Origin of the sequence: Plantibacter sp. M259 (assembly GCF_006065115.1) — a bacterium.
Lineage (GTDB): Bacteria > Actinomycetota > Actinomycetes > Actinomycetales > Microbacteriaceae > Plantibacter > Plantibacter auratus.
Genome location: NZ_CP040750.1, coordinates 4,247,343 through 4,271,540, shown reverse-complemented (window position 1 = coordinate 4,271,540; position 24,198 = coordinate 4,247,343). Strand labels below are relative to the sequence as shown.

The 24,198-nt window shown below is 68.4% G+C and carries 20 protein-coding genes and 3 pseudogenes; 21 read left to right on the top strand and 2 right to left on the bottom strand.

The window, feature by feature from the left end; all coding sequences use genetic code 11:
• Positions 1-6: 6 nt before the first annotated feature.
• A complete protein-coding gene (pknB, locus tag FGL15_RS19955) occupies positions 7-1,953 on the bottom strand; it encodes a Stk1 family PASTA domain-containing Ser/Thr kinase (RefSeq protein WP_240773656.1) in 1,947 nt (648 codons plus the stop codon).
• 130 nt (positions 1,954-2,083) lie between these two features.
• Between pknB and FGL15_RS19950 the strand changes: the two genes are divergently transcribed.
• Positions 2,084-2,425 carry an Rv2175c family DNA-binding protein gene (locus FGL15_RS19950; RefSeq protein WP_064297006.1) on the top strand — a complete coding sequence of 114 codons (342 nt, stop codon included), beginning with the start codon at positions 2,084-2,086 and terminating at the stop codon, positions 2,423-2,425.
• A 25-nt stretch (positions 2,426-2,450) separates the two neighbouring features.
• Here FGL15_RS19950 and FGL15_RS19945 read toward each other — a convergent pair whose 3' ends face one another.
• A complete protein-coding gene (locus FGL15_RS19945; protein ID WP_064297005.1) occupies positions 2,451-3,551 on the bottom strand; it encodes a polyprenyl synthetase family protein in 1,101 nt (366 codons plus the stop codon).
• 75 nt (positions 3,552-3,626) lie between these two features.
• Here FGL15_RS19945 and FGL15_RS19940 point away from each other — a divergent pair, with 75 nt between their 5' ends.
• The 20 genes and pseudogenes from FGL15_RS19940 to FGL15_RS19845 all read left to right on the top strand — a co-directional run bounded on the left by FGL15_RS19940 (position 3,627) and on the right by FGL15_RS19845 (position 24,138).
• Positions 3,627-4,001, top strand: a complete 375-nt coding sequence (locus tag FGL15_RS19940; protein ID WP_079002572.1) for a DUF3040 domain-containing protein — start codon at positions 3,627-3,629, stop codon at positions 3,999-4,001.
• A 314-nt stretch (positions 4,002-4,315) separates the two neighbouring features.
• Positions 4,316-4,747, top strand: coding sequence for a division/cell wall cluster transcriptional repressor MraZ (mraZ, locus tag FGL15_RS19935; RefSeq protein ID WP_064297003.1), 432 nt, complete (start codon positions 4,316-4,318; stop codon positions 4,745-4,747).
• Positions 4,748-4,886: 139 nt separating this feature from the next.
• Entirely contained in the window at positions 4,887-5,840 is a 954-nt protein-coding gene (gene rsmH / locus FGL15_RS19930) for a 16S rRNA (cytosine(1402)-N(4))-methyltransferase RsmH (protein WP_137241615.1), read from the top strand.
• The gene (locus FGL15_RS19925) at positions 5,837-6,430 is read left to right on the top strand and encodes a hypothetical protein (RefSeq protein ID WP_064297001.1); all 594 of its coding nucleotides are present in this window, start codon (positions 5,837-5,839) and stop codon (positions 6,428-6,430) included. Before rsmH ends, FGL15_RS19925 begins: the two co-directional genes overlap by 4 nt.
• A 73-nt stretch (positions 6,431-6,503) precedes the next feature.
• Positions 6,504-8,276 carry a penicillin-binding protein 2 gene (locus FGL15_RS19920; protein WP_138947136.1) on the top strand — a complete coding sequence of 591 codons (1,773 nt, stop codon included), beginning with the start codon at positions 6,504-6,506 and terminating at the stop codon, positions 8,274-8,276.
• 26 nt (positions 8,277-8,302) lie between these two features.
• A complete protein-coding gene (locus tag FGL15_RS19915) occupies positions 8,303-9,847 on the top strand; it encodes a Mur ligase family protein (RefSeq protein WP_240773654.1) in 1,545 nt (514 codons plus the stop codon).
• Positions 9,847-11,252 (top strand): annotated as a pseudogene (gene murF / locus FGL15_RS19910) (UDP-N-acetylmuramoyl-tripeptide--D-alanyl-D-alanine ligase). The gene FGL15_RS19915 and the pseudogene murF overlap by 1 nt, the downstream one beginning before the upstream one ends.
• Entirely contained in the window at positions 11,249-12,346 is a 1,098-nt protein-coding gene (gene mraY, locus FGL15_RS19905) for a phospho-N-acetylmuramoyl-pentapeptide-transferase (protein ID WP_138947134.1), read from the top strand. The pseudogene murF and the gene mraY overlap by 4 nt, the downstream one beginning before the upstream one ends.
• Entirely contained in the window at positions 12,343-13,854 is a 1,512-nt protein-coding gene (gene murD / locus FGL15_RS19900) for a UDP-N-acetylmuramoyl-L-alanine--D-glutamate ligase (RefSeq protein ID WP_138947133.1), read from the top strand. The genes mraY and murD overlap by 4 nt, the downstream gene beginning before the upstream one ends.
• Positions 13,832-15,136 (top strand): putative lipid II flippase FtsW, encoded by a 1,305-nt coding sequence (gene ftsW, locus FGL15_RS19895; protein WP_138947132.1) that lies wholly within the window; start codon positions 13,832-13,834, stop codon positions 15,134-15,136. Before murD ends, ftsW begins: the two co-directional genes overlap by 23 nt.
• Positions 15,133-16,230 carry a glycosyltransferase gene (locus FGL15_RS19890; protein ID WP_138947131.1) on the top strand — a complete coding sequence of 366 codons (1,098 nt, stop codon included), beginning with the start codon at positions 15,133-15,135 and terminating at the stop codon, positions 16,228-16,230. The genes ftsW and FGL15_RS19890 overlap by 4 nt, the downstream gene beginning before the upstream one ends.
• A gap of 27 nt (positions 16,231-16,257) precedes the next feature.
• Positions 16,258-17,669 (top strand): annotated as a pseudogene (murC, locus tag FGL15_RS19885) (UDP-N-acetylmuramate--L-alanine ligase).
• 10 nt (positions 17,670-17,679) lie between these two features.
• Complete coding sequence (locus FGL15_RS19880; protein WP_138947130.1) at positions 17,680-18,774, top strand: FtsQ-type POTRA domain-containing protein; 1,095 nt, start codon at positions 17,680-17,682, stop codon at positions 18,772-18,774.
• Between the two features lie 159 nt (positions 18,775-18,933).
• Positions 18,934-19,886: pseudogene (gene ftsZ, locus FGL15_RS19875) on the top strand (cell division protein FtsZ); the annotation flags it as partial.
• Positions 19,887-20,187: 301 nt separating this feature from the next.
• Complete coding sequence (locus FGL15_RS19870) at positions 20,188-20,898, top strand: YggS family pyridoxal phosphate-dependent enzyme (protein WP_240773652.1); 711 nt, start codon at positions 20,188-20,190, stop codon at positions 20,896-20,898.
• A 44-nt stretch (positions 20,899-20,942) separates the two neighbouring features.
• On the top strand, positions 20,943-21,458 hold the full coding sequence (locus FGL15_RS19865) for a cell division protein SepF (protein ID WP_064296992.1): 516 nt from the start codon (positions 20,943-20,945) through the stop codon (positions 21,456-21,458).
• A gap of 7 nt (positions 21,459-21,465) precedes the next feature.
• Complete coding sequence (locus tag FGL15_RS19860) at positions 21,466-21,762, top strand: YggT family protein (protein WP_064296991.1); 297 nt, start codon at positions 21,466-21,468, stop codon at positions 21,760-21,762.
• Positions 21,763-21,936: 174 nt separating this feature from the next.
• Complete coding sequence (locus tag FGL15_RS19855) at positions 21,937-22,578, top strand: DivIVA domain-containing protein (protein ID WP_138947129.1); 642 nt, start codon at positions 21,937-21,939, stop codon at positions 22,576-22,578.
• Complete coding sequence (lspA, locus tag FGL15_RS19850) at positions 22,538-23,218, top strand: signal peptidase II (RefSeq protein WP_137241625.1); 681 nt, start codon at positions 22,538-22,540, stop codon at positions 23,216-23,218. Before FGL15_RS19855 ends, lspA begins: the two co-directional genes overlap by 41 nt.
• The gene (locus FGL15_RS19845) at positions 23,215-24,138 is read left to right on the top strand and encodes an RluA family pseudouridine synthase (protein WP_079706009.1); all 924 of its coding nucleotides are present in this window, start codon (positions 23,215-23,217) and stop codon (positions 24,136-24,138) included. Before lspA ends, FGL15_RS19845 begins: the two co-directional genes overlap by 4 nt.
• Positions 24,139-24,198 lie beyond the last annotated feature (60 nt).

The following is a 24,198-nucleotide window of genomic DNA, read 5'->3' as shown; positions in this document are numbered from 1 at the left end:
CCGTGGCTACAGACCGAAGTCGGTGATGTTGACGGTCGAGCCCTTCTTGACGGACTTGCCCGCCGGGGGATCGGTCTTCTTCACCTTGAAGATGTCACGGAACGCCTCTGCCACGGCGATGTCACCGACGGTGAACCCGGCGTCCTGCAGTGCCTTGATGGCTTGATTGATCGTCTGGCCCGTGGTGTCGGGGACGGCTACCAACTCGACGCCCTTCGACACGATCAGCGTCACGTCGTCCCCCGGGATGAACGCCGTCTCGTTCCCGTCCGCATCGGTCTTGGCCTGGATGCCGATGACCTGCCCCGCGGGGATCGTGTCGTCGAACGCCTCGTCCGAGGCACCCACGCCGAGCCCGACGGATTCAAGGGCGTCGCGCGCCTGGTCCGGCGTCATGCCCGAGACCGAGGGCACCTGTCCAGCCGAGACGAGCAAGGTCACCGTGGAGCCTTGGAAGGACGGCCCGCCCTGGCTGTAGTCGGCGCCCGAGGTCGCGTCGGTCGCCGCGAGCACGATGTCCTTCGCGATGCTCGGGTCGAACTGCTGGTTCACGGTGCCGACGGCGACGCCGAGCGCGTCCAACTGCTGTTCGGCATCTGATTGTGCGAGCCCGGCGAGGACCGGGATGTCCACCGGCTGCGGTCCCTGGGAGACGAGGACCGTGACCGAGCTGCCCTTGTCGATCTTCGAGCCGGACGGCGGATCGCTGCCGGCGACCGTGCCAGCCGGGACGGTGAGGCTGAACGTCGCGCCTTCCACCGGCACAAAGCCGAGCTCCACGAGTTTGGCGGACGCCTGGCCGAAACTCCCGTCGGCGACGTTCGGGACCTCGACGAGCGAGCCCGGACCCTGGCCGAAGTACCATCCGGTCCCACCGGCGAGCGCGGCGAGCATGAGGACGATCGTGAACAGCGCGACGCCCACGCGGCTGCGCTTGCGCGCCTTCGTGGCGAGCTTGCCCGGACCGTCCGTCGCGTCGGCGCGTACCGGGACCTGCTGCGGTTTGGTGTTGCGGCCGATGACCTGGGTGACGTCGTCGGCGTGCTCGCTCGAGTAGGAGGCCGGCATGACGATCGTGGGCTGCGCCCCGGTGGCGACCGAGGTGAACCCGAGACTGGACTCGATGGACCGCAGGCGCTCGAGCATCTCGCCGGCGTTCGACGGACGATCGTCCGGTTCGCGCTCGGTGGCCCAGAAGACGAGGTCGTCGAGTTCCTTCGGGACGGCGGGGTTCTTGGCGCTCGGTGCGGGGACCGACTCGTTGGCGTGCTGGTAGGCGATCTGCATCGGCTGCTCGCCCTTGTAGGGCTGCTCGCCGGTGAGCATCTCGTAGAGCATGATCCCGAGCGCGTAGATGTCGCTCCGTGCGTCGGCCTGTCCACGGGTGACGAGTTCGGGGGAGAGGTAGGCGATCGTGCCGAGGAGCGCTTGGCCGGTGGCCGTGTTCGCGCTCGCGGCTCTCGCGAGGCCGAAGTCGCCGATCTTGATTCGTCCGTCGTCGGCGAGGAGGACGTTCTCCGGCTTGACGTCGCGGTGGACGATGCCGGCGCGGTGCGCGGCGGCGAGACCGGACAGCACGGCGTCGAGGATGTCGGCGGCCTGCCGAGGGGTCAGCGTGCCGTTGTCGCGGATGAGGTCGCGGAGGGTGATCCCCGGCAGATGCTCCATGACGAGGTACGCCATGTCGGAGTCCTGGCCCTGGTCGAACACGCTGACGACGTGCGGGTTCGCGAGCCGCGCGGCGGAGCGCGCCTCCTGGATGAAGCGATTCTTGAACGTCGTGTCGTCCGAGAGGTGGCCGTGCATGACCTTGATCGCGACGCGCCGTTCCAGCCGGAGGTCCGTGGCGAGGTAGACCGTCGCCATGCCGCCACGGGCGATGCGTGAGCGCACCTGATATCTCCCGTCGAGGAGACGGCCGATCATCGGATCGGTCTGCTGGTTGCTACTCACCAGTCGAGTGTATGGAACGTCGAGCGCGAAGAGCTGTCAACACCCCGGGAGGGCGGCGAGGTGCCTGGATCGTTACCCGAACGCGATCCGACGGCGCCGAGCGGAGCGCGGTCGTGGCAGACTGCTGTGCGTGACTGAGCAGAATTCCGAACTCGTGTGGTTCACCCTTCCCGATCTGGCGACCGAACTCGGGCTGCCGATCCGCCGCATCCGCCAGTACCTGGAGGAGCGCGACCTCCTCGCCGTCCGACGTGACGGCGTGCTGCAGGTGCCGTCGTCGTTCATCGCGGACGGCGGGCCGGTGCACAACCTGCGCGGCACGCTCACGCTGCTGTCCGACAACGGCTTCGACGACGAGGCCGCGATGGTCTGGATGCTCGAGGACGACGACGCGATCGGGACCTCGCCGATCCAAGCCCTCCGCGAGGGACGTCGTTCCGAGGTCCGCCGGGTGGCTCAGGCGCTGGCCTGAGCCCCGCGCCGTCCGAGTGGACGGCTCAGGTCTCGCGGCGTGCGACCGCGACCGCGAGGCCGCGCAGGTGCGCACGGGCGTCGTCGTTGATCGGAGCCTCGCCCAATGCGGAGAGCGCCCGTGCGACGTGGTCCTGGATGAGCTTCTCCACCTGGTCGACGGCTCCGCTGTCGCGGATGGTCGCCTGGAGCAGGCCGATCTGGTCGTCGTCGAGTTCGGGATCTCCGAGCAGCTCGTCGAGGATGGCGCGCGCGCCCGGCTGGAGGGCCTCCCTCGTGAGCGCGATGAGGATGGTTCGCTTCCCCTCGCGGAGGTCGTCGCCACTCGGCTTGCCGGTCACGGCGGGATCGCCGTAGACGCCGAGGAGGTCGTCACGCAGCTGGAAGGCGATGCCGAGGGGGAGGCCGTACCCGCGGAGCGACGCGAGCTGCTGCTCGTTCCCGCCGCCGAGGAGCGCCCCGAGCGCGAGCGGGGACTCGATGCTGTACTTGGCCGATTTGAAGATCAGGACGCGCTCGGCGCGTCGGCGCTGTTCGTCGTCGGCGGCGTCGCGCCAGGCGCGCTCCTCGAGGATGTCGAGGTACTGGCCGGCCGTGACCTCGGTCCGCATCCGGTTGAACTCGGCCCGCGCTGCGCGAGCGGCGGTGCGGTCGTCCAGCTGATCGAGTCCGTCGTCGAGGAGTTCGTCGCTCCAGCCGAGGAGCAGGTCGCCGAGGAGCGTGGCGGCTCCGGTGCCGAAGGTGGTCGGGTCGCCGTCCCATCGGCTGCGACGGTGCAACTCCGCGAAGGAGACGTGAGCCGACGGTGCACCCCGGCGGGTGTCGGAGTTGTCGATGATGTCGTCGTGGACGAGCGCCGCGGCATGGAACAGCTCGAGTGCTCCACAGGTCGCGATGACGGTCTCGAGGCCGCCCTGACCGCTGGCGTGCCTCCCGGTGGAGACGGCCTGCCAACCCCGGAAACAGAACTGTGCTCGGAACCGCTTCCCACCGCTGAGAAATTCCCGGGAGAAGTCGAGGAACGGGGAGAGCTCAGGGCCGATCTGCGCGACAATGGAGCTTCGCGAGGAGAGAAAGTCGGAGAGCCCGCGGCCCACCAGGGTGGCGAGTTCATTGCTTTCGATCACGCACCTAGCCTAGTCATGCTTCGGTGGCTAGACTCGATCAACAACGTCGCGTCGTGTGACCTTGAGGGGAATCAGATGCCACTTTCAGAGCAGGAGCAACGGCTCCTCGATGAGATGGAACGCCACCTCTACCGCAGCGATGCCGATTTCGTCTCCAAGGTCAGCGCTGGCGCGGGCAAACCGAGTTACCGCGGAATCGCGCTCGGCTCCCTCATCGCGGTGGTCGGGGCGATCGGCCTCGTGCTGGGAGTCGTGATCCAGCAGCCCATCGTCGGTCTGCTCGGGTTCGCGATCATGCTCACGGGCGTGCTCGTGGCGACCAAACCGACTCGGGCTCCACTCGAACAGCCGCGTCCTCGTCAGGCTGCTCCGGCCGGCCAGAAGTCCTCGCGTCTGATGGACCGCTTCAACGATCGCTGGGACAAGCGTCAGTCGGGCGACGAGCAGTAACGATGCCAGGTCTCCCGGTCGCTCCGCGGCCGGCCACTTGACTCCACTTCCCTCCCTCGCGGCGCCGCCGCACCACGACTCCAAACGGGGCCGATCCTCGGATCGGCCCCGTTTCGTCGTTTCCGGCCCTCCCTGATCGTCCCGGGTATGGCAAAACCCCTCCATTTCCCTCCACCCCGCAGAGTCTTGACTTTGCGGGGTTTTTTCATGGACAAATGGTCCAATATGGAGGAATGTGCTGCACCGGTGGGGCAAAGTGGAGTAAAGTGGAGCCCAACCAAGATGTTGGCCAGAACGATTGGGGGCGGGGGCGTATGTTCCTCGGTAGTCACGCCCCCAAACTCGACGAAAAAGGTCGCATCATCCTGCCGGCGAAGTTCCGCGATGAGCTCTCCGGCGGGGTCGTCATGACCCGAGGCCAGGAGCACTGCATCTACGTCTTCAGCACGCGGGAGTTCGAGGCGCTCCACGAGAAGATCCGCCAGGCTCCGGTCACCAGCAAGCAGGCCCGCGACTACCTGCGCGTGTTCCTCTCCGGAGCGAGCGCCGAGACCCCCGACAAGCAGCACCGCGTGACCATTCCGTCCAACCTCCGCCAGTACGCCGGGCTCAGCCGCGACCTCGTGGTCATCGGCGCCGGCAGCCGCGCGGAGATCTGGGACGCCGAGGCATGGGAGTCCTACCTCGCCGAACAGGAGAGCGTCTTCTCCGAGACCGCCGAGGAGGTGATCCCCGGACTCTTCTAGTGCCCTGCCCCCTGACTCCCAGCCGTCCCGCCCTGACACACTTCCCCGGTGCCAGGTCGGAGCCCGCCCTGACACACTTCCCCGGTGCCAGGTCGGAACGGATGGGGATCAGGGGTCAGGGACCGTCCGGATTACGCATATGGCCATCAACGACATCCACACCCCGGTCCTCCTCGAGCGATGCATCGAGTTGCTCGCCCCCGCCGTGTCCCACGAGGGCGCGGTCCTCATCGACGCCACGCTCGGCATGGCGGGCCACGCCGAAGCGATGCTCGAGCGGTTCCCGCAATTGACCCTCATCGGGCTCGACCGCGACCTCGATGCGCTCGACATCGCTCAGGAGCGGCTCGAGCGCTTCGGGTCGCGAGCCCGGTTCGTCAAAGCCGTCTACGACGACATCGACGAGGCGGCCGAGGAGCTCGGGTTCCCACAGGTGGACGGGATCCTGTTCGACCTCGGTGTCTCCTCGCTGCAACTCGATCGGACCGAACGCGGCTTCTCGTACTCGCAGGACGCGCCTCTCGACATGCGGATGGACGCCTCGAGCGAGCTGACGGCGGAGACGATCCTCGCCACCTATGACGAGGTCGCGCTTCGGAAGATCTTCTGGGAGTACGGCGACGAGAAGTTGGCGCAGCGCTACGCACGCCGCATCGTCGAGGAACGCCAGCAGCGACCGCTGACGAGTTCCGGTCAGCTCGTCGAGCTCATCGATCGGGCCACGCCGGCGGCCGCACGTCGCACCGGCCACCCGGCCAAGCGGGTCTTCCAGGCGCTGCGCATCGAGGTCAACGCGGAGCTGTCGGTCCTCGAGTCCGCCGTGCCCCGCGCGCTCGACCTGCTTCGGGTCGGAGGCCGGATCGTGTTCCTGTCCTACCAGTCGCTCGAGGACCGGATCGTCAAGCGCGAGCTTCAGGCGCGGGCGAAGTCGACCACGCCGGCGGGGCTGCCCGTCGAGCTCCCGGAGCACAGCGCGGAGCTGAAGCTCCTCGTCAAGGGCGCCGAACTCGCCACCGAGGCCGAGATCGACGAGAACCCCAGAGCGAAACCCGTGCGACTCCGCGCGGCCGAACGGCTGAGGAGGCCAGCATGAGCGGAGCGACCGCAGCACTCGATCTCGCACCCGAACGGCTCGGACGCGCTCGGCCGCAGCCGACCCGGACGGCGCCCGAACGGCAGCACATCCGTGCGGTCACGACCGGGGCGCGCTCGAAGCTCCGACCACGGCCGATGTATGCGGTCATCGTCGTCGGTGCGGTCGTCGCCATCGTCGTCGGTCAGTTGCTCCTCAGCGTCGGGTTGAGCCAGGGCGCTTACCAGATCCAGCAGCTCGAGGGGAAGCAGGTCGAACTCGGCCGCACCTCGGCCGCGCTGGCCGAGGACCTCGACCGCCTGGCCTCGCCCCAGTACCTCGCCGTGAACGCGCAGGCACTCGGCATGGTGGGCAACTCGCTCCCGACCTACCTCCGGCTCTCCGACGGTGCCGTGCTGGGGACGCCCACGCCGGCGTCGGCGAGCACGAGTCCGATCTTCAACGCCGCCCTCGTGCCGAACGCACAGGCCGCGACGCTCCCGCTCGTCGGCGGACAGAACGCCGCCGCCGCAGACGGCGCGTCGAGCCAGGAAGCGGTCACCCCGCCCGTACCGTTGCAGGACGGGCTGCCGTCGCCGACCACACGATGACCGGACGGCTCACGGTGGAGGACGCCGCCCTGCTCGGAGGTGCGACGTCGGGAGAGGACGCGGTGCGGGCATCATGGTGAGACACACGAAGACCACGCGCCGACGCCTCGCGTTCACCATCGTCGCGGTCTCCATCGTGATGACGCTCTTCGTCCTCCGTCTGGTCGACATCCAGGTGGTCCGCGCGAGTGCCTTGAGCGCCGAATCACTCGAGAAGACCGAGACGGGCGACACGATCCTCGCCACCCGCGGCAACATCCTCGCCTCAGACGGTTCGGTGCTCGCCGAAGCGGTCATGCGGTACAGCATGGCGGCATCTCCGAAGGACGCCGGTCCGTTCGAACGCGAGGTCGACGGCGCCGAGCAGACGATCACCCTCGAGCAGGCGACGAACGAGATCGGCGCGATCATCGGGAAGCCCGGTCCGGAGGTCCTCGCGCTCATCACCGACGCCCTCGCCGCGGACAAGGACTCGCTCTACGCCCTCATCGCGAAGAAACTCACCCTCGACCAGCTCCGAGCGCTCAAGGCGCTGGAGATCCCGTGGACGACCTTCAAGGAAGAGCCCTACCGGGTGTACCCGAACGGTGCTGTCGCCGGCAACATCGTCGGCTTCGTGGGCGAGGAGGGCGAGGCCCAGGCGGGCGTCGAACTCATGGAGAACTCCTGCCTCGCCGGCAAGGACGGTCGCACGACGTACGAGAAGGGCAGCGGCGGTCTCCCGCTCCCCGGCACCACGGTGACGAAGCCGGCGAAGGACGGTGGCGACGTCGTGCTCACGCTCGACAAGGACATCCAGTGGTTCTCGCAGCAGTCGCTCGCCGCGCAGGCCGAAGCGGTCGGTGCGAGCTGGGGCGTCGTCACGGTGATGGAGGTCAAGACCGGCAAGCTCCTCGCCGTCGCCGAGTACCCGGCCGTCGACCCGGGCAACGTCAGCGCGACGCCGTCAGAAGACCGAGGCTCACGGGCCTTCGCCGCGCCGTTCGAACCGGGATCGACGTACAAGTCGCTCACCGCCGCGGCGCTCATCGACCAGGGTGTCGCGAACCCGAACTCCCAGGTGGTCGCTCCGTTCCGGTACAAGCCGTCGAACGGTGCCGACATCAACGACAGCGAGTTCCACGCGGATCTGAACCTCACGCTGTCGGGTGTCATGGTCGAATCGTCCAACACGGGGATCTCGCAGTTCGGCGAGAAGATGAGTGCGGACACCCGCTACGCCTACTTCCAGAAGTTCGGTCAGCTGCAGAAGACCGAGGTCGGGTTCCCGAGCGAGTCCGGTGGCCTCATGGCGGACCCTGCGGACTGGGACAGCCAGACGGACTACGCGACCATGTTCGGTCAGGGCTTCTCGACGACCGCGATCCAGGGCGCCAGCCTGTACCAGACGATCGCGAACGGCGGTGTCCGCATGCCCGTCCAGTTGGTCGAGGGGTGCCGGAACGCCGACGGCACCATGACCGACGTCCCTGACGCGACCGGAACCCAGGTCGTCTCCGCCGACGCGGCGAAGCAGGTCAGCGACATGCTCGAGATGGTCGACCAGGAGAGCTGGGTCGCCAAGAACGTCGACGTCCCCGGCTACCGGGTGGCCATGAAGACCGGTACCGCACAGCAGCCCGACGGCGACGGCGGTTACAGCTCGAGCTACCTCGTCTCGATGGCCGGTTTCGCTCCTGCAGAGGCGCCGCAGTTCGTCGTTTCGGTGAACCTGGCCGACCCGGTTAAGATGAATTCATCGGCTGCAGTCGCTCCCATCTTCCGGGATGTGACCACCCAGGTGCTGAAGAGCAGGGGAGTGCAGCCGTCCACGGAGCCGGCACCGAACCTGCCGCTCAGTTTTTGAACGACCTCATGAAGGATGGGCTCAGCGTGAACAATCAGGGCCCGATCAGCCTCAGGCCGGAATATCCGCAACGGCGGGCGCTCTCGCAGCTGGTGACCGAATTCGACCTCGACCTGCACGGCTCGGCCGACGGCGTGGAGATCAGCGGTGTCAGCCTGAGCTCCGGTGCCGTCGAGCCCGGTGACCTCTACATCGGCATGCCGGGTGTCCGCGCCCACGGTGCCGCATACGCCGAGCAGGCGAAGGAACGCGGCGCGGTCGCCGTGCTCACCGACGACGCCGGACGAGACCTGGCCGCAGCGGCCGGCTTGCCGATCATCGTCGTGCCCGAGCCGCGTGCCGCCCTCGGGCACCTCGCAGCCTGGGTCTACCGCACCGCCGAGGAGCCGCCGACGCTGTTCGGCGTGACCGGCACCAACGGCAAGACGAGCGTGGTCTACCTCCTGAGCGGCATGCTCGCGCAACTCGGGATCGTCTCCGGGCTGAGCTCCACTGCGGAGCGGCGCATCGGCGACCTCGCGGTGACGAGCTCCCTCACCACGCCGGAGGCCAGTGAGCTGCACGCGCTACTCGCCCGCATGCGCGAGTCCGAAGTGCGCGCGGTCGCCATCGAGGTCTCCGCTCAGGCGCTGACCAGGCATCGCGTCGACGGCATCGTCTTCGACGTCGTCGGTTTCACCAACCTCAGTCACGACCACTTCGACGACTATGGCGACTTCGACGAGTACTTCGCGGCCAAGCGGGAGCTGTTCGAACCCGATCGCGCCCGACGAGGCGTCGTCACGATCGATTCCGAGTGGGGCGGCAGGCTCGTCGAGCAGAGCCGGATCCCGGTGACGACCCTGACGACCCGCCCGGAGGTCGACGCCGACTGGCGCATGACGATCCTCGAGGAGACCGCCGGCTCCACGATGTTCCGACTCGACGGCCCCGGCGACCGCGTACTCGTGACGAGCGTGCCGCTGCTCGGTTGGTTCATGGCGGCGAACGCCGCGCTCGCGATCGTGATGCTCGTCGAGTCCGGTGTGGAGTTCGACATGATCGCACAGGCCCTCGAGCGGGACGGTGGGATCGACGCCTACATCCCCGGGCGTGCCGAGCGGATCAGTGGCGACCGCGGCCCGGTCGTGTACATCGACTACGGGCACAGCCCCGACGCGTTCCTCAACACCCTCGCAGCCATCCGCGCCGTCACGCCGGGCCGCGTGATCATGGTGTTCGGCGCCGATGGGGACCGCGACACGACGAAGCGTCGCGACATGGGTGCGATCGCCGCACGGGGTGCCGACGTCGTGGTGGTCACCGATTTCCACCCACGGAGCGAGGACCCGGCGTCGATCCGACGCGTGCTCCTCGAGGCCGCCCGCGAAGCCGCGCCGGACGGCGAGCTGCACGAGGTCGCCGATCCGGCGACCGCGTTCCGCACCGCCCTCGCGCTGGCGGGCCAGGGCGACACCATCCTCTACGCAGGACCGGGGCACGAGGACTACCACGAGGTCGCCGGTGTGAAGCTCCCGTACTCGGCGCGCGACGACTCGCGCGACGCGCTGCGTGAGGCAGGGTGGCTCTGATGATCGACCTCACCCTCACCGAGATCGCCGCGGCGATCGACGGTCGGCTGATCCCCGGTTCGGCGGACCCCGGCTTCGTCGTGTCCGGCGTCGCCGACACCGACTCCCGACTCATCACCCCCGGCGACATCTTCGTCGCCAAGCCCGGCGAGGAGACCGACGGACATCTGTTCGCCGATGCGGCGGTCGCGAACGGCGCCGCCCTGCTCATCGTCGAACGAGAGCTGGCCGTCGCCGTGCCGCAGGTCGTCGTCGAGGATTCCGTGACCGCGCTCGGCGCCCTCGCCACCGAGGTCATCACGAGGGTGCGCGCGCTCGGACGACTCCGGATCGTCGGCATCACCGGTTCCAACGGCAAGACCACGACCAAGAACCTCCTCGCCGCGGTCCTCGAGCGCGTCGGTGACACGGTCAGCCCGAAGGCCTCGTTCAACAACGAGGTCGGCGCACCGATCACCATGCTGCGCGTCACGAGCGAGACACGGTTCCTCGTGGCGGAGATGGGTGCCAGCGGCATCGGCGAGATCGCCCGACTCATCCGCATGGCGAAACCCGACATCGGCGTGGTCCTGAAGGTCGGACTCGCCCACGCGGGGAGTTCGGTGGGATCGGAGCGACCGTCACGGCGAAGACCGAGATGGTGTCCGAGCTGCTCCCGCAGGACGTCGCCGTCCTCAACCTCGACGATCCACGGGTGGCCGGTATGGCCGATGCCACCCGGGCACGTGTGCTCTGGTTCGGCCTCGACGACCGCGCCGCCGTTCGGGCGACCGACATCGTCGCGACGGCGTCCGGAACCGCGTTCACGCTGCACCTGCCCGACGGTTCCTCTGCGCGCGTCCGGTTCAAGGTGCTCGGTGAGCACCACGTCATGAACGCCCTCGCCGCGGCCGCAGCCGCCCACGAACTCGGTGTGGAGATCGACCTCATCGTCGGCGCCCTCGAGAGCGTGAGCCGGGCGGAGCGCTGGCGGATGGAGCCCCTCGGTGGACGCGACGACGTGTCCGTCATCAACGACGCCTACAACGCCAGCCCCGACTCGATGTCGGCCGCCATCCGGACCCTCGCCCAGATCGGTGCTGAACGCGGCCGGACCATCGCGGTCCTCGGCGCCATGAGCGAACTGGGCGACTGGGCGGGCGAGGAGCACGACCGGATCGGGCTCCAGGTCGTCCGGCTCGGCATCGGCCGCCTCGTCGTGGTCGGCCCCGAGGCCCGCCGCATGCACATCACCGCGATCAACGAAGGGTCGTGGGACGGGGAGTCGGTGTACTTCGCGACCGCGGACGAGGCGTTCGCGTACTTGAGCGCGGAGATCGCCCCGGGCGACACCGTGCTCGTGAAATCGTCCAACGCGGCCGGACTCCGGTTGCTGGGCGATCGACTGGGGGAGTTGTACGCATGAGAGTCCTGTTGGCTGCGGGAGCGATCTCGCTGGCGTTCTCCCTCTTCCTGACACCGCTCTTCATCAGGGCGTTCCGCAAGCTGGCCTGGGGCCAGTTCATCCGCGACGACGGACCACAGAGCCACCACACGAAGCGCGGGACTGCGACGATGGGTGGCGTCATCATCATCGTCGGCACCCTCGTCGGCTTCTTCGCGAGCTATCTGATCTTCCAGGAACAGGTCGGCGTCTCGGCGCTCCTGGTCCTGTTGATGATGGTCGGTCTCGGCATCGTCGGGTTCATCGACGACTTCCTCAAGGTGCGGAAGAAGCAGAGCCTCGGCCTCGGCGGGTGGGCGAAGGTCGCCGGACAGCTCATCGTCGCGACGGTCTTCGCCGTCCTCGCGATCAACTTCCCGAACACCGAGGGGTTCACCCCGGCGTCGACCAACATCTCGATCATCCGCGACATCCCGATCAACTTCATGGCGATCGGCATCCCGGTGATCGGCATCCTGCTGTACATCCTCTGGACCTCGGTGATCGTGGCCGCGACGTCGAACGGCGTGAACGTCACCGACGGCCTCGACGGGCTGGCCACCGGCGCATCGATCCTCGCGATCGGCTCGTACATCATCATCGGGTTCTGGCAGTTCAACCAGTCGTGCTTCAGCTCCTCGCTCGCCTCCGACGTGGCCTACAAGTGTTACGACGTCAGGGATCCACTCGACCTCGCCGTGGTAGCCGCGGCCATCGTGGGTGCGCTCATCGGATTCCTCTGGTGGAACACCTCGCCGGCACAGATCTTCATGGGTGACAGCGGTTCGCTGGCGCTCGGTGGAGCGCTCGCGGCCCTGGCCATCCTCAGCAAGACCGAGCTCCTCCTGGTGCTCGTCGGTGGTCTCTTCGTCATCGAGGCCGGTTCCGTGATCGTCCAGCGGGTCTACTTCAAGGCGACCCGTGGCAAGCGCATCTTCCTCATGAGCCCCATCCACCATCACTTCGAACTCAAGGGTTGGGCCGAGGTCACCGTCGTCGTCCGATTCTGGATCATCGGTGGTCTGCTCGTCGCCGCGGGCGTGGGTTCCTTCTACCTCGAGTGGTTGAGCCGATGAGCGCTGAGCGCCTCGACGGACTCCGCAGCTGGCACGCCGACTGGCGTGGTCTGCGGGTCGCCGTCCTGGGGCTCGGGATGACCGGGTTCTCCGTCGCCGACACCCTCACCGAGCTCGGCTCGGAGGTACTGGTCCTGGCAGGCGAGGCCGCGGACGAACGCGCCGAACTCGTCGGCGTCATCGGCGCGCGGCTCATCCAGCGGGACCTGTCGACCGTGCCGTCCGAGCTCGTGGAGTTCGCTCCGGAACTCGTCGTCGTCTCACCCGGATTCCACCCCGACCACCCCGTCGTCACGTGGGCGCAGACGGCAGGCGTCGCTGTCTGGGGCGACATCGAGCTCGCCTGGCGGGTCCGCGACAAGGTCGGCACCCCGGCCGAGTGGATCTGCGTCACCGGCACGAACGGCAAGACCACGACCGTTCAGCTGACGGCGTCGATGCTCGTCGAGGCGGGCTTCCGGGCGGCGCCCTGCGGCAACATCGGTGTCCCGGTCCTCGACGCCGTCCGTGATCCGCAGGGCTTCGACTTCTTCGTCGTCGAGCTCTCGAGTTACCAGTTGCACACCCTCGGCCTGCAGGGCGGCCGGAGCATCGTCTCACCGCTCGCCAGCGTGTGCCTGAACCTCGCCGACGACCACCTCGACTGGCACGGCTCCGCCGAGGCGTACCGGGCGGCGAAGGCCGTGGTGTACGAGAACACGAAGGTCGCGTGCGTCTACAACCGCGCTGACGCGGCGACGATGTCGATGGTCGAGGAGGCCGAGGTCGTCGACGGCGCCCGCGCCGTCGGGTTCGGCCTCGACGTCCCCGGACCGAGCGACTTCGGCGTCGTCGACGGCATCCTGGTCGACCGCGCGTTCCTCGACGACCGTCGGACGAGCGCCCTCGAGATCACGACGGTCGAAGCGCTCGCCCAGCGCGGGCTCGCCGCCCCGCACATCGTCGCCAACATCCTGGCGGCAGCGGCACTCGCCCGGGCCGCCGGCATCACGGTCGAAGCCGTGCGCGACACCCTGCTGTCGTTCGATCTGGACGCGCACCGGATCCAACTCATCGCCCGGAGGCTCGAGGTGGACTGGATCGACGACTCGAAGGCCACCAACCCGCACGCCGCCGACGCATCGCTCGCCGCCTACCGCTCGGTGGTGTGGATCGTCGGAGGCCTGTTGAAGGGCGTCTCGATCGATCATCTGGTGGAGCGGCACGCCGACCACCTGCGTGCGGCCGTCGTGATCGGCGCCGACCGCTCGGAGGTCCTCGCGGCATTCGCGCGACACGCGCCGACGCTGACCGTCATCGAGGTCGACGCAGCGGAGACTGAACACGTCATGCCGGAGGCCGTTCGCCGGGCCGCCGAGGTCGCGCAGGCAGGGGACACCGTGCTCCTCGCTCCTGCAGCCGCCTCGATGGACCAGTTCACGGACTACGGACACCGTGGTCGCCTGTTCCAGGCCGCCGTCGAAGCAGAGCTGGGAGGTGAGGCGGATGATCGATCCGCCTCGCGCTGACCCGCGCCGCGTGCGGTCGTCGTCGCCCCGGATGACCACGACCGCCTCAGGTAGTGGGACACCCGACGCGCCGACGTCGCCGAGAGGCATGTCGAGTGCGCGGATCTCGCTGGGCAAGGTGCTGCGTCCGGAGTCGAAGAACTACTTCCTCCTGCTGGGTGTCACCCTCTTCCTCGTCGGGCTCGGGCTCGTCATGGTGCTGTCCTCGTCCTCCGTCGAGTCCTACGAGGCCGGCGACGGGTATTTCGGGCTGTTCTGGCGCCAGGCGACGTTCGCGATGATCGGTGTTCCCCTCATGCTCATCGTGAGCCGCTTCCCGGCACGGTTCTGGAAGAAGTGGGCGTGGGTGTTCCTCCTGGTCGCCATGGGCCTGCAACTGCTCGTCTTCACACCGCTCGGTTACGAGATCGGTGGCAACCGCAACTGGATCGAGATCGGCGGCTTCACCGCGCAGCCCTCGGAAGCGGTCAAGCTCGCGCTGGTCGTGTGGCTCGGGCTCGTGCTGACGATCAAGCAGCCGCGTCTCCTCGAGTGGAAGCACGCCCTGATCCCGGTCATCCCCTTCGCCGGTCTCTCCATCGGTCTCGTCCTGCTCGGTGGCGACCTCGGGACCGTCGTGATCATGGCCCTCATCGTGTTCTCGGCGCTGTACTTCGCCGGAGTGCGACTGCGCTACATCGCGATCCCGGTGGTCGCAGGGGCCGTGCTGTTCCTCATCATGGCCGTCACGAGCGCCAACCGCATGCAGCGCATCATGGCGTTCTTCGGCGACGGCAAGGGCGACTACGAGAACGCCGACTGGCAGTCGACCCACGGCACGTGGGCGCTGGCGAATGGCGGCCTCTGGGGCGTCGGTCTCGGCAACTCGCGCGCGAAGTACGGGTGGCTGCCGGCGATCTCGAACGACTTCATCTTCGCGGCGATCGGCGAGGAGCTGGGCCTCATCGGCGCCGTCCTCGTCCTCGGGCTGTTCGTCTTCCTCGCCGTCATGTTCATCCGGGTGATCCGTACCAGCGACGACTCCTTCGTCCGGATCACCACCGGCGCCATCATGGCCTGGATCATCGGCCAGGCACTCGTGAACATCGGTGTCGTCCTCGGAGTCCTCCCGGTGCTCGGCGTGCCGTTACCGCTCCTGTCCTCGGGCGGCACGGCGCTGCTCACCACCCTCGTCGCGATCGGGATCGTCCTGTCGTTCGCCCGGGAGCGGGGGCGCCCCGCGTCCCGGCAGTCCCGTCGGTCACCCGCTCGACGTACCCAATCCTCCGGAGTCACCCGATGACCACCTACCTCCTCGCCGGCGGCGGCACCGCCGGCCATGTCAATCCGCTGTTGGCGGTGGCCGACGGACTCCGCGCCAGAGACCCTGAAGCGACGATCCTCGTCGTCGGCACGGCGGAGGGCCTCGAGGCTCGACTCGTCCCGGAACGCGGTTACGAGTTGCTCACGATCCCCAAACTGCCCTTCCCCCGCCGTCCGAACATCGACGCACTCCGCTTCCCCGGTCGCCTCCGCCGGGCGGTCGCAGCCGTGGTCGCGATGATCCGGGAGCACCGCGTGGACGTCGTGATCGGTTTCGGTGGCTACGCGGCCGCGCCGGCGTACACGGCGGCCAGGCGCGCCGGTGTCCCGCTGGTCATCCACGAGGCGAACGCGCGTCCAGGCCTCGCGAACCGACTCGGTGCGAGGTACACGCCCTATGTCGGTGTCGCCTTCCACCACACGCCCATTCGCAACGCACGCTTCGTCGGCATGCCGCTGCGTCGCGAGATCGAGGAGTTGGACCGCGAGACGCTCCGGCCGGCGGCCCTCGCCGAGTTCGGCCTCGTGTCGGACCGACCGCTGCTGCTCGTCACCGGCGGTTCGCTCGGCGCGAGACGGATCAACGCGACGATGAGTCAGAGCGCCGAAGACGTCGTCGCGGCCGGCTGGCAGGTGCTCCACATCACGGGTGCGAAGAGCGAGATATCGGACCCGGGTGTCGACCACTACCACCTGCTCGAGTATTGCTCCCGGATGGAGCTGGCCATCGCCGCAGCCGACTTCGCGGTGTCGCGTGCGGGCAGCGCCACGGTCAGCGAGCTGTGTGCGGTCGGGCTGCCGGCCGTCTACGTGCCCTATCCGGTCGGCAACGGTGAGCAGCGCTTCAACGCCGCCGACGTCGTGCGGGCCGGGGGAGCGGTTATGGTAGATGACGCGCAGTTCGTGCCGGCCTGGGTGCATGAGCACCTCGTCCCGTTGCTGAGCGATCGGCACGGAGTCGACGACCTGGCGGCCCAATCCAAGAGCGTCGGTGTCTCCGACGGCACGGCTCGCGTCATCGGCCTCATCGATGAGGCGCTCCAACCATCGGTGCAGCGCGTGCGCGGCCGGTGATCCAGTCTTCCCAGAAAGCGTGACACCGTGATCAAGCCAGACCCCACCGTCGAGATCCCCGCCGACCTCGGCATCGTGCACTTCGTCGGCATCGGCGGCAGCGGGATGAGCGGCATCGCACGGTTGTTCGTGAGCGCCGGATCGCGCGTGACGGGCTCGGACGTGCGCGAGTCGAAGAACATCGACGCCCTGCGCGAACTCGGGGTCCCGGTCGCCATCGGCCACGATGCGCAGAACGTCGGTGATGCGGACACCCTCGTCGTGACCGGAGCGCTGTGGCGGACAACCCCGAGTACCTGCTCGCGAAGGAACGGGGTCTGACGATCCTGCACCGGTCGCAGGCGCTCGCGTGGCTGACCTCCGGGACGCGACTCATCTCCGTCGCGGGGGCCCACGGGAAGACGACGTCGACCGGCATGATCATCACGGCGCTCCTGGAGCTCGGTGCCGATCCCAGCTTCGTCAACGGTGGCGTAATCGAGTCCCTCGGGCTGAGCTCGGCCCGCGGCGCCGGAGAACTGTTCGTCGTCGAGGCGGACGAGTCCGACGGTTCGTTCCTGCTCTACGACACGGCCGTCGCGCTCATCACGAACATCGACCCCGACCACTTGGACCACTACGGCTCGCTCGAAGCGTTCGAGCAGGCGTTCGTGACCTTCGCCCAGCAGGCACGCGAACTCGTCGTCATCTCCTCGGACGACGCCGGCGCGGTCCGGATCACGCCGGCGCTCCGCGAGGCCGCCGACGGCAAGCGGGTGCTGACCTTCGGAGAGGCCGCCGACGCGGACGTCCGACTGTACGACGTCGGCTCGACCGGTCCGGTCTCGTTCCAGCTCAGCTACGAGGGAACCAGCTACGCGGCGACCCTCCGCGTGCCCGGGCGCCACAACGCCATCAACGCCGCCGGCGCCTTCGCGGTCCTCGTCGGTGTCGGGTTCGACCCGGCGGACGCGCTCCGAGGCATCACCGCTTTCGGCGGGACGCAGCGCCGATTCGAACTGCACGGTGTCGTCGACGGTGTGAGCGTCTACGACGACTACGCGCACCACCCCACCGAGGTGGCCGCAGCCCTCGCCGCAGCGCGCACGGTGGTCGGCGACGGTCGCATCATCGCGGTCCACCAGCCGCACCTGTACAGCCGGACCCGTCTGTTCGCCCAGGAGTTCGCCGACGCCCTCGAACGGTACGCCGACCACACGGTCGTGCTCGAGGTCTACGGTGCGCGCGAGGACCCCGAGCCCGGCGTGACCGGTGCGACCGTGTCGACCCGGTTCTCCGACGCGGACCGCGTCGCGTACATCGACGACTGGCAGCGCGCCGCGGACTACACGGCGACGGTCGTGCGACCAGGCGACTTCGTCATCACGCTCGGATGCGGCGACGTCTACCGGATCGTTCCGCAGCTCCTCGAGGCCATCGCCGGTCGCGAGTCCGTCTGATGGGCGTCCGGTGAAGCGCCCGGACGGCTTCGACCCCGCGGCCGGTCCGCGCCCCGAGCGTCAGGCACGGCCGGCGGTGTCGGCCCCGGCCGACCGCGACGGCGTGACCGTTGAGCCCGTCGCCGAGCAGGAGACGGACGTCATCGAACTCGACGCCGCCCGGCTCCGGCCGAAGCGGCCGGGTGCCGGCGCACCCTCCCAGCCGTCGGGCCCGAAGTCGAAATCGAGGTCGGCTTCACCCCCATCGACGCCGTCCCCGTCGTCGAAGGTCGGTGCGAAACCGACGGCGACGTCATCCGCCTCGGCGACGGCGACCCTGGAGCGCCCGGACGAACCTGCTGACGAGGCGTTCCTCACCCCGCGTGAGGCCGCCAAGCTACGACGTCGTCACGAACGCCAGGAGATCCGTCGGTTCACGGCCCGCAAGCGTGGACGCCACCGTCCTTGGGTGATCGCGGCCGCTATCCTCGGCGCCCTGATCGTCGTCTCGCTCGCCGGAGCCTATTCGCCGCTGCTGGCCGTCCGGTCCATCGAGGTCGTCGGTGCGAGCCGGGTGAACCAGGCCGAGATCACCGAGGCGCTCAGCGACCAGCTGGGTCGCCCACTCGCACTGGTCGACGCGGGAGCCGTCAAGGCGGTGCTCGTCGGATACCCGCTCATCGCGAGTTACTCCCTCGAATCCCAGCCTCCGAGCACCCTCGTCGTGCGGATCGTCGAACGCGAGCCAGTGGGCGTGCTGCAGTCCGGATCGGTGTACACCCTGGTCGACGCCGCCGGGGTCACGATCGAGCGCAGCGACCAGCCGATCGCCGGGTATCCGACGCTCATGGTCACCGGCGGCCCGACCTCCAAGGGCTTCGTCGCCGCGGCCGCCGTGATCCGGGCGCTCCCGACGGATCTCCGTGCCCGCGTGGCGTCGGTCTCGGCGTCGACCGCGGACGACGTCACCCTCACGCTCGTGGACTCGCCCGCCGAGGTCGTGTGGGGGAGTGCGGAGGACTCGGTGCTGAAAGCGCGGATCCTCGCGACCACGATGGCGGCCACCGACCCGTCCCAGGTGAACCAGTACGACGTGTCGTCGCCGTCCGCCGCGATCGTCCGCTGAGGAAGCGCACCGGGATATTCCCGTCGATGTGCCGACACGCCCGGAAGCGTCCCGACACGGTCGGGGCTGGGCCCTAACGTCGTGCTCAGGACAGAAAATGCATACGCAGCATAACTTTAAACCTTAACTAGAGGTTGAGAGTTCTCACGGAGGCCTGAAGTGACTACAAACCAGAACTACCTCGCCGTCATCAAGGTCGTCGGTATCGGCGGCGGCGGTGTCAACGCGGTCAACCGCATGATCGAGCTCGGCCTCCGAGGCGTGGAATTCATCGCCATCAACACGGACGCGCAAGCGCTGCTGATGAGCGATGCCGACGTCAAGCTCGACGTCGGCCGCGAGATCACCCGCGGCCTCGGCGCCGGTGCCGACCCTGAGGTCGGACGCCGTGCGGCGGAGGATCACGCTGAGGAGATCGAAGAGGCAATCGCCGGCGCCGACATGGTGTTCGTCACCGCCGGCGAGGGTGGCGGTACCGGAACCGGTGGCGCACCCGTCGTGGCGCGGATCGCGAAGTCGATCGGTGCGCTGACCATCGGTGTCGTCACGAAGCCGTTCGGCTTCGAGGGTCGTCGTCGTCAGGCCCAGGCCGAGCTCGGCGTCGCCCGCCTGAAGGAGGAAGTCGACACGCTCATCGTCGTGCCAAACGACCGCCTGCTGGAGATCAGCGACCGCGGCATCAGCATGCTCGAGGCGTTCGCGACCGCCGACCAGGTGCTCCTCGCCGGTGTCCAGGGATCACCGACCTCATCACTACCCCAGGCCTCATCAACCTCGACTTCGCCGACGTCAAATCGGTCATGCAGGGGCCGGCTCCGCCCTCATGGGTATCGGCTCCTCGCGCGGCGCGGACCGTGCCATCAAGGCGGCCGAACTCGCCGTCGCCTCCCCGCTGCTCGAAGCGAGCATCGAGGGCGCTCACGGTGTCCTGCTGTCCATCCAGGGTGGCTCGAACCTCGGCATCTTCGAGATCAACGACGCCGCCAAGCTCGTCCAGGAGGCCGTGCACCCCGAGGCGAACATCATCTTCGGTGCGGTCGTCGACGACACCCTCGGCGACGAGGTGCGTGTGACGGTCATCGCCGCCGGATTCGATGGTGGCGAGCCCCTCACCAGGACGGCGGCCTCGCCGGCCGACGCGGTCATCTCCGGCGGCGTCATGAGCACCTCGGACGAGGCGCCCAGCGCTCCCATCAGCACCTCGGCCAACACGGCCTCCGAGTCGTCCGAGCACCGCTCGGCGCCTGCTGCGGCACCGGTCGCCTCGGGTGGCGACTGGAGCTCCAGGCAGAACGCGTCGTCGCCCTTCTCCGGTGCGACGCACCGTCAGCCCGATGCGGTCGTCGAGACCGCCGTCGTCGACCCCTCGTTCGACGACGAGGGTGAGCTGGACATCCCCGACTTCCTGAAGTAGTGGGCGACACGATCACCCCGGCCGGGTCGGGCTCTTCGGAGCCCGATCCGGCGTTGCTCGATCGCCTCGCCGCGATCCGCGGCCGCGTCGCAGACGCTGCCCGTGCAGCCGGGCGCGCCGACGAGCCGACACTCATCGTCGTGACGAAGTTCCATCCGGTCGCACTCGTGGAGCAGCTCGCGGCCGCGGGGGTCACCGACGTGGGGGAGAACCGACACCCGGAGGCCCGCGACAAGGCCGAGGCGGCCGCCGGACTCGGGTTGCGGTGGCACTTCATCGGCCAGTTGCAGACGAACAAGGCCAAGCAGGTGCGCCGATACGTCGACGCCGTGCACTCGGTGGACCGGCCCGAACTCCTGCGCGCGCTGTCATCACCGGACCGCCTCCTCGAGGTGTTCCTCCAGGTGAACCTGACCGAAGACCCGGGTCGCGGCGGTGTGGTCGGCGACGAGGCGCTGGAAGCGCTCGCCACGGAGACGCTCGAGGCCGAAGGTGTCCTTCTGCGAGGCGTGATGGCCGTCGCCCCGCTCGACGAGCCGCCGGCCGCCGCGTTCGCGCGGGTCGTCGCGGCGTCCGCTCGAGTGCGATCCCTCGCTCCGCAGGCCGACGGCCTGTCGATCGGGATGAGCCACGACTACGCCGAGGCGATCGAAGCGGGCGCGACACACCTACGCATCGGCACGGCAATCACCGGGAATCGTCCGGTGTGACGTTAATCTCGAAGGTGCAAGGACCGCAGATCACGGAGGAAACGATGTCGAACCCACTGAAGAAGACCATGGTGTACCTCGGGCTCGCCGACGATGATCTCGAGTACGAGCAGCAGCACGCTGCCCAGGCCGAGCCAACGCAGCAGGCCGAGCCTCGCCGGGCAGAACGTCCCGAGCGCGCAGAGCGGGTCGAGCGCGTCGAGAAGGCCGCTCCCGTGACCCCGCTGCGCAAGCCGGTCCCGGTCCGCCAGCCGGTCGCCCCGAGCTCGGACCTCAACGAGATCCTCACGGTGCACCCCAAGCAGTACCGCGACGCTCAGATCATCGCCGAGAGCTTCCGTGACGGTGTCCCGGTCATCATCAACCTCTCCCAGATGAGCGACGGCGACGCCCGACGCCTCATCGACTTCGCCAGCGGTCTCTCGCAGGGCCTCTACGGGAAGATCGAGCGAGTGACGAGCAAGGTCTTCCTGCTCTCGCCCGAGCACGTCGCCGTTTCCGGCGACAACGGGCAGGGCGCACCGGAAGCGACCGAGGCGACCTTCTTCGCTCAGTCATAATCGAGGGGTGGCTTCTCTCATCTCCGTGATCGGCACGATCCTCTATCTCGCGCTGCTCCTGTACTTCTTCGTCCTCTGGGCGCGGTTCATCCTCGACCTGGCTCGGGTACTCCGCCCGCAGTGGCGACCGTCGGGCGTCGGCCTGGTCCTCGCCGAGCTCAGTTTCACGGTCACCGACCCGCCGATCCGGTTCTTCCGCCGCGTCCTGCCGCGCGTCGCGGTCGGTCCCGTCGCGCTCGACTTCGGTTGGACGCTGACGATGCTGTGCTGCATCATCGCGATGACGCTCGTCCAGCTCCTGTAGCCGCCGACGTCGGTGCCCGCGCAGGGTTCACGACGATTGTGCGGCTACGATAGAACGCCCGTCACCTGACGGGAAGCTCCGACGCTGACAACATGTCTCACCCACTGGGTCAGACTTTGCTAGCGTGGGGGCGTTGTACACAGATTTTCGATTCGACAGTGAAGGTGGTTCGCTATGGCGCTCACTCCCGAAGACGTGGTCCAGAAGCGGTTTCAGCAGACCAAGTTCCGCGAAGGCTACGACCAGGACGAGGTGGACGACTTCCTCGACGAGGTTGTCGTCGAACTGCGTCGCCTCATCCAGGAGAAGGACGAGGTCCAGCAGAAGCTGACCGCGGCCGAGGCCAAGGTCGCCGAGCTGCAGAAGGGCGGCTCCTCCGCTCCCGCCGCGCTCGCCAAGGCCGAGCCTGCTCCCGCACCGGCACCGGTCGCCGCACCCGCCGCGGCTCCTGCCGCCGAGTCGACCGACAACACGGCCGAGAGCTCCAACAACCTGCTCCAGCTGGCCCGCCGCCTGCACGACGAGCACGTCGCAGAGGGCGCTCAGCGTCGCGACGCACTCATCGCCGAAGGTCACGCGACCGCGGCACGTGTCGTCGCCGAGGCCGAGGCCAAGCAGCGCGCACAGATGCAGATCCTCGAGCAGGAGCGCTCCGTGCTGGAGCACAAGATCGACGAGCTGCGCAACTTCGAGCGTGAGTACCGCTCGCAGCTCCGCGGCTACATCGAGGGTCAGCTGAAGGACCTCGACGCCTCGTCGTCGAGTTCCGCACCCGATGCGAAGTCCGGCGTCACCGCCGACAGCGCAGCGGTCTAGCGCAGACACCCGGTTGTCTCCCGCATCACCGTCGAAGGCCAGCGCCAGGACTCTTGCAGTCCTGGCGCTGGTTGCCGTCGTGGCCTATTCGGCCGATCAGTTCACGAAGTTCCTCGTCACCACCAACCTGACGGTCGGTGAGTCCGTCCCCGTCTTCGGACAGGCGCTGGTCCTGTACTTCGTCAAGAATTCAGGTGCCGCCTTCTCGCTGGGGGCCGGCTACACCTGGATCTTCTCGATCCTCGCCGCGGTGGTCGTCGTCGTCATCGTCTGGTTCGCGCGCCGTATCCGCTCGCGCGCCTGGGCGATCGTGTTCGGTCTGCTCCTCGGAGGCGTGCTCGGCAACCTGACCGACCGCCTCTTCCGCGAGCCGTCCTTCGGCCTCGGCCACGTCGTCGACTTCATCTCGACGCCCTGGATGCTCCCCGCGATCTACAACGTGGCCGACATCTGCATCGTGGTCAGCATGGCGCTGTTCATCCTCCTGACGCTCTTCGGTGTCAACCTCGACGGCACGCGCACGACGCGAGCGAGTGAACGGGCGGCCCAGGAGGCGGAGGACCGCGAGGCTGAAGCCGACGCGGCCACCCTCGATCCTGCGGAGCCTGGCGACGCGAGCCCGGACGCAGGTCGCCCGTGAACGAGTCCCGCAGCCTGTACGTCCCCGATGGACTCGACGGCGAGCGCGTCGACGCCGGACTCGCCAAGCTCCTGGGCTTCTCGCGCAGCTACGCAGCCGAGGTGGCCTTGGCCGGCGGTGTCACCATGAACGGGAAATCGGTAGACAAGTCCGATCGCCTGCTCGGCGGCGCCTGGCTCGAGATCGAATGGACGCCTCGACGGGAGGCCGTGATCGTCCCGATCGCCGTCCCCGACCTCGGCATCGTCCACGACGACGACGAGATCGTCGTCGTCGACAAGCCTGCGGGCGTCGCGGCGCATCCCTCGGTCGGTTGGGAGGGCCCGACGGTGCTCGGCGCCCTCGCGGCGGCGGGCTTCCGCATCTCGACCTCGGGAGCCGCCGAGCGCGCGGGCATCGTCCATCGGCTGGACGCCGGGACGAGCGGCCTCATGGTCGTCGCGAAGACCGAGCGGGCCTACACCTGGCTCAAGCGGGCCTTCCACGACCGCGAGGTCGAGAAGATCTACCGCGCTGTGGTGCAGGGGCATCCCGATCCACTCGCCGGCACCATCGACGGACCGATCGGCCGCCATCCGCGTCACGACTGGCGGTTCGCCGTGACCGCCGACGGCAAGCCGTCGATCACGCACTACGAGACGCTCGAGGCGTTCCCGTACGCCTCGCTGCTCGAGGTGCATCTGGAGACCGGCCGCACCCACCAGATCCGCGTGCACATGGCGGCCCAGCGGCACCCCTGCGTCGGCGACGCGATGTACGGAGCCGACGCTGCGCTCTCAGCGCGGCTGGGGCTCACCCGCCAGTGGCTCCACGCCACGAAACTCGGGTTCGCCCACCCGGCCACGGGGGAGTTCGTGCGGTTCGAGGCTGCCTATCCGGCGGACCTCCAGCACGCCCTGTCCGTGCTCGAACTCGACTGAGCCGACGCCCAGCCCTCCCGTCGCCATGCGTGACGACGTAGCAGGAGCCGACCGTCAGCG

What these genes read in the sequence shown, in the direction of transcription:
- ftsW (WP_138947132.1), top strand. Translation starts at nt 13,832, where the DNA reads ATGATCGATCCGCCTCGCGCTGACCCGCGCCGCGTGCGGTCGTCGTCG.
- FGL15_RS19890 (WP_138947131.1), top strand. Translation starts at nt 15,133, where the DNA reads ATGACCACCTACCTCCTCGCCGGCGGCGGCACCGCCGGCCATGTCAAT.
- FGL15_RS19940 (WP_079002572.1), top strand. Translation starts at nt 3,627, where the DNA reads ATGCCACTTTCAGAGCAGGAGCAACGGCTCCTCGATGAGATGGAACGC.
- lspA (WP_137241625.1), top strand. Translation starts at nt 22,538, where the DNA reads ATGCGAAGTCCGGCGTCACCGCCGACAGCGCAGCGGTCTAGCGCAGAC.
- mraY (WP_138947134.1), top strand. Translation starts at nt 11,249, where the DNA reads ATGAGAGTCCTGTTGGCTGCGGGAGCGATCTCGCTGGCGTTCTCCCTC.
- mraZ (WP_064297003.1), top strand. Translation starts at nt 4,316, where the DNA reads ATGTTCCTCGGTAGTCACGCCCCCAAACTCGACGAAAAAGGTCGCATC.
- FGL15_RS19925 (WP_064297001.1), top strand. Translation starts at nt 5,837, where the DNA reads ATGAGCGGAGCGACCGCAGCACTCGATCTCGCACCCGAACGGCTCGGA.
- FGL15_RS19865 (WP_064296992.1), top strand. Translation starts at nt 20,943, where the DNA reads ATGTCGAACCCACTGAAGAAGACCATGGTGTACCTCGGGCTCGCCGAC.
- murD (WP_138947133.1), top strand. Translation starts at nt 12,343, where the DNA reads ATGAGCGCTGAGCGCCTCGACGGACTCCGCAGCTGGCACGCCGACTGG.
- FGL15_RS19920 (WP_138947136.1), top strand. Translation starts at nt 6,504, where the DNA reads ATGGTGAGACACACGAAGACCACGCGCCGACGCCTCGCGTTCACCATC.
- FGL15_RS19855 (WP_138947129.1), top strand. Translation starts at nt 21,937, where the DNA reads ATGGCGCTCACTCCCGAAGACGTGGTCCAGAAGCGGTTTCAGCAGACC.
- rsmH (WP_137241615.1), top strand. Translation starts at nt 4,887, where the DNA reads ATGGCCATCAACGACATCCACACCCCGGTCCTCCTCGAGCGATGCATC.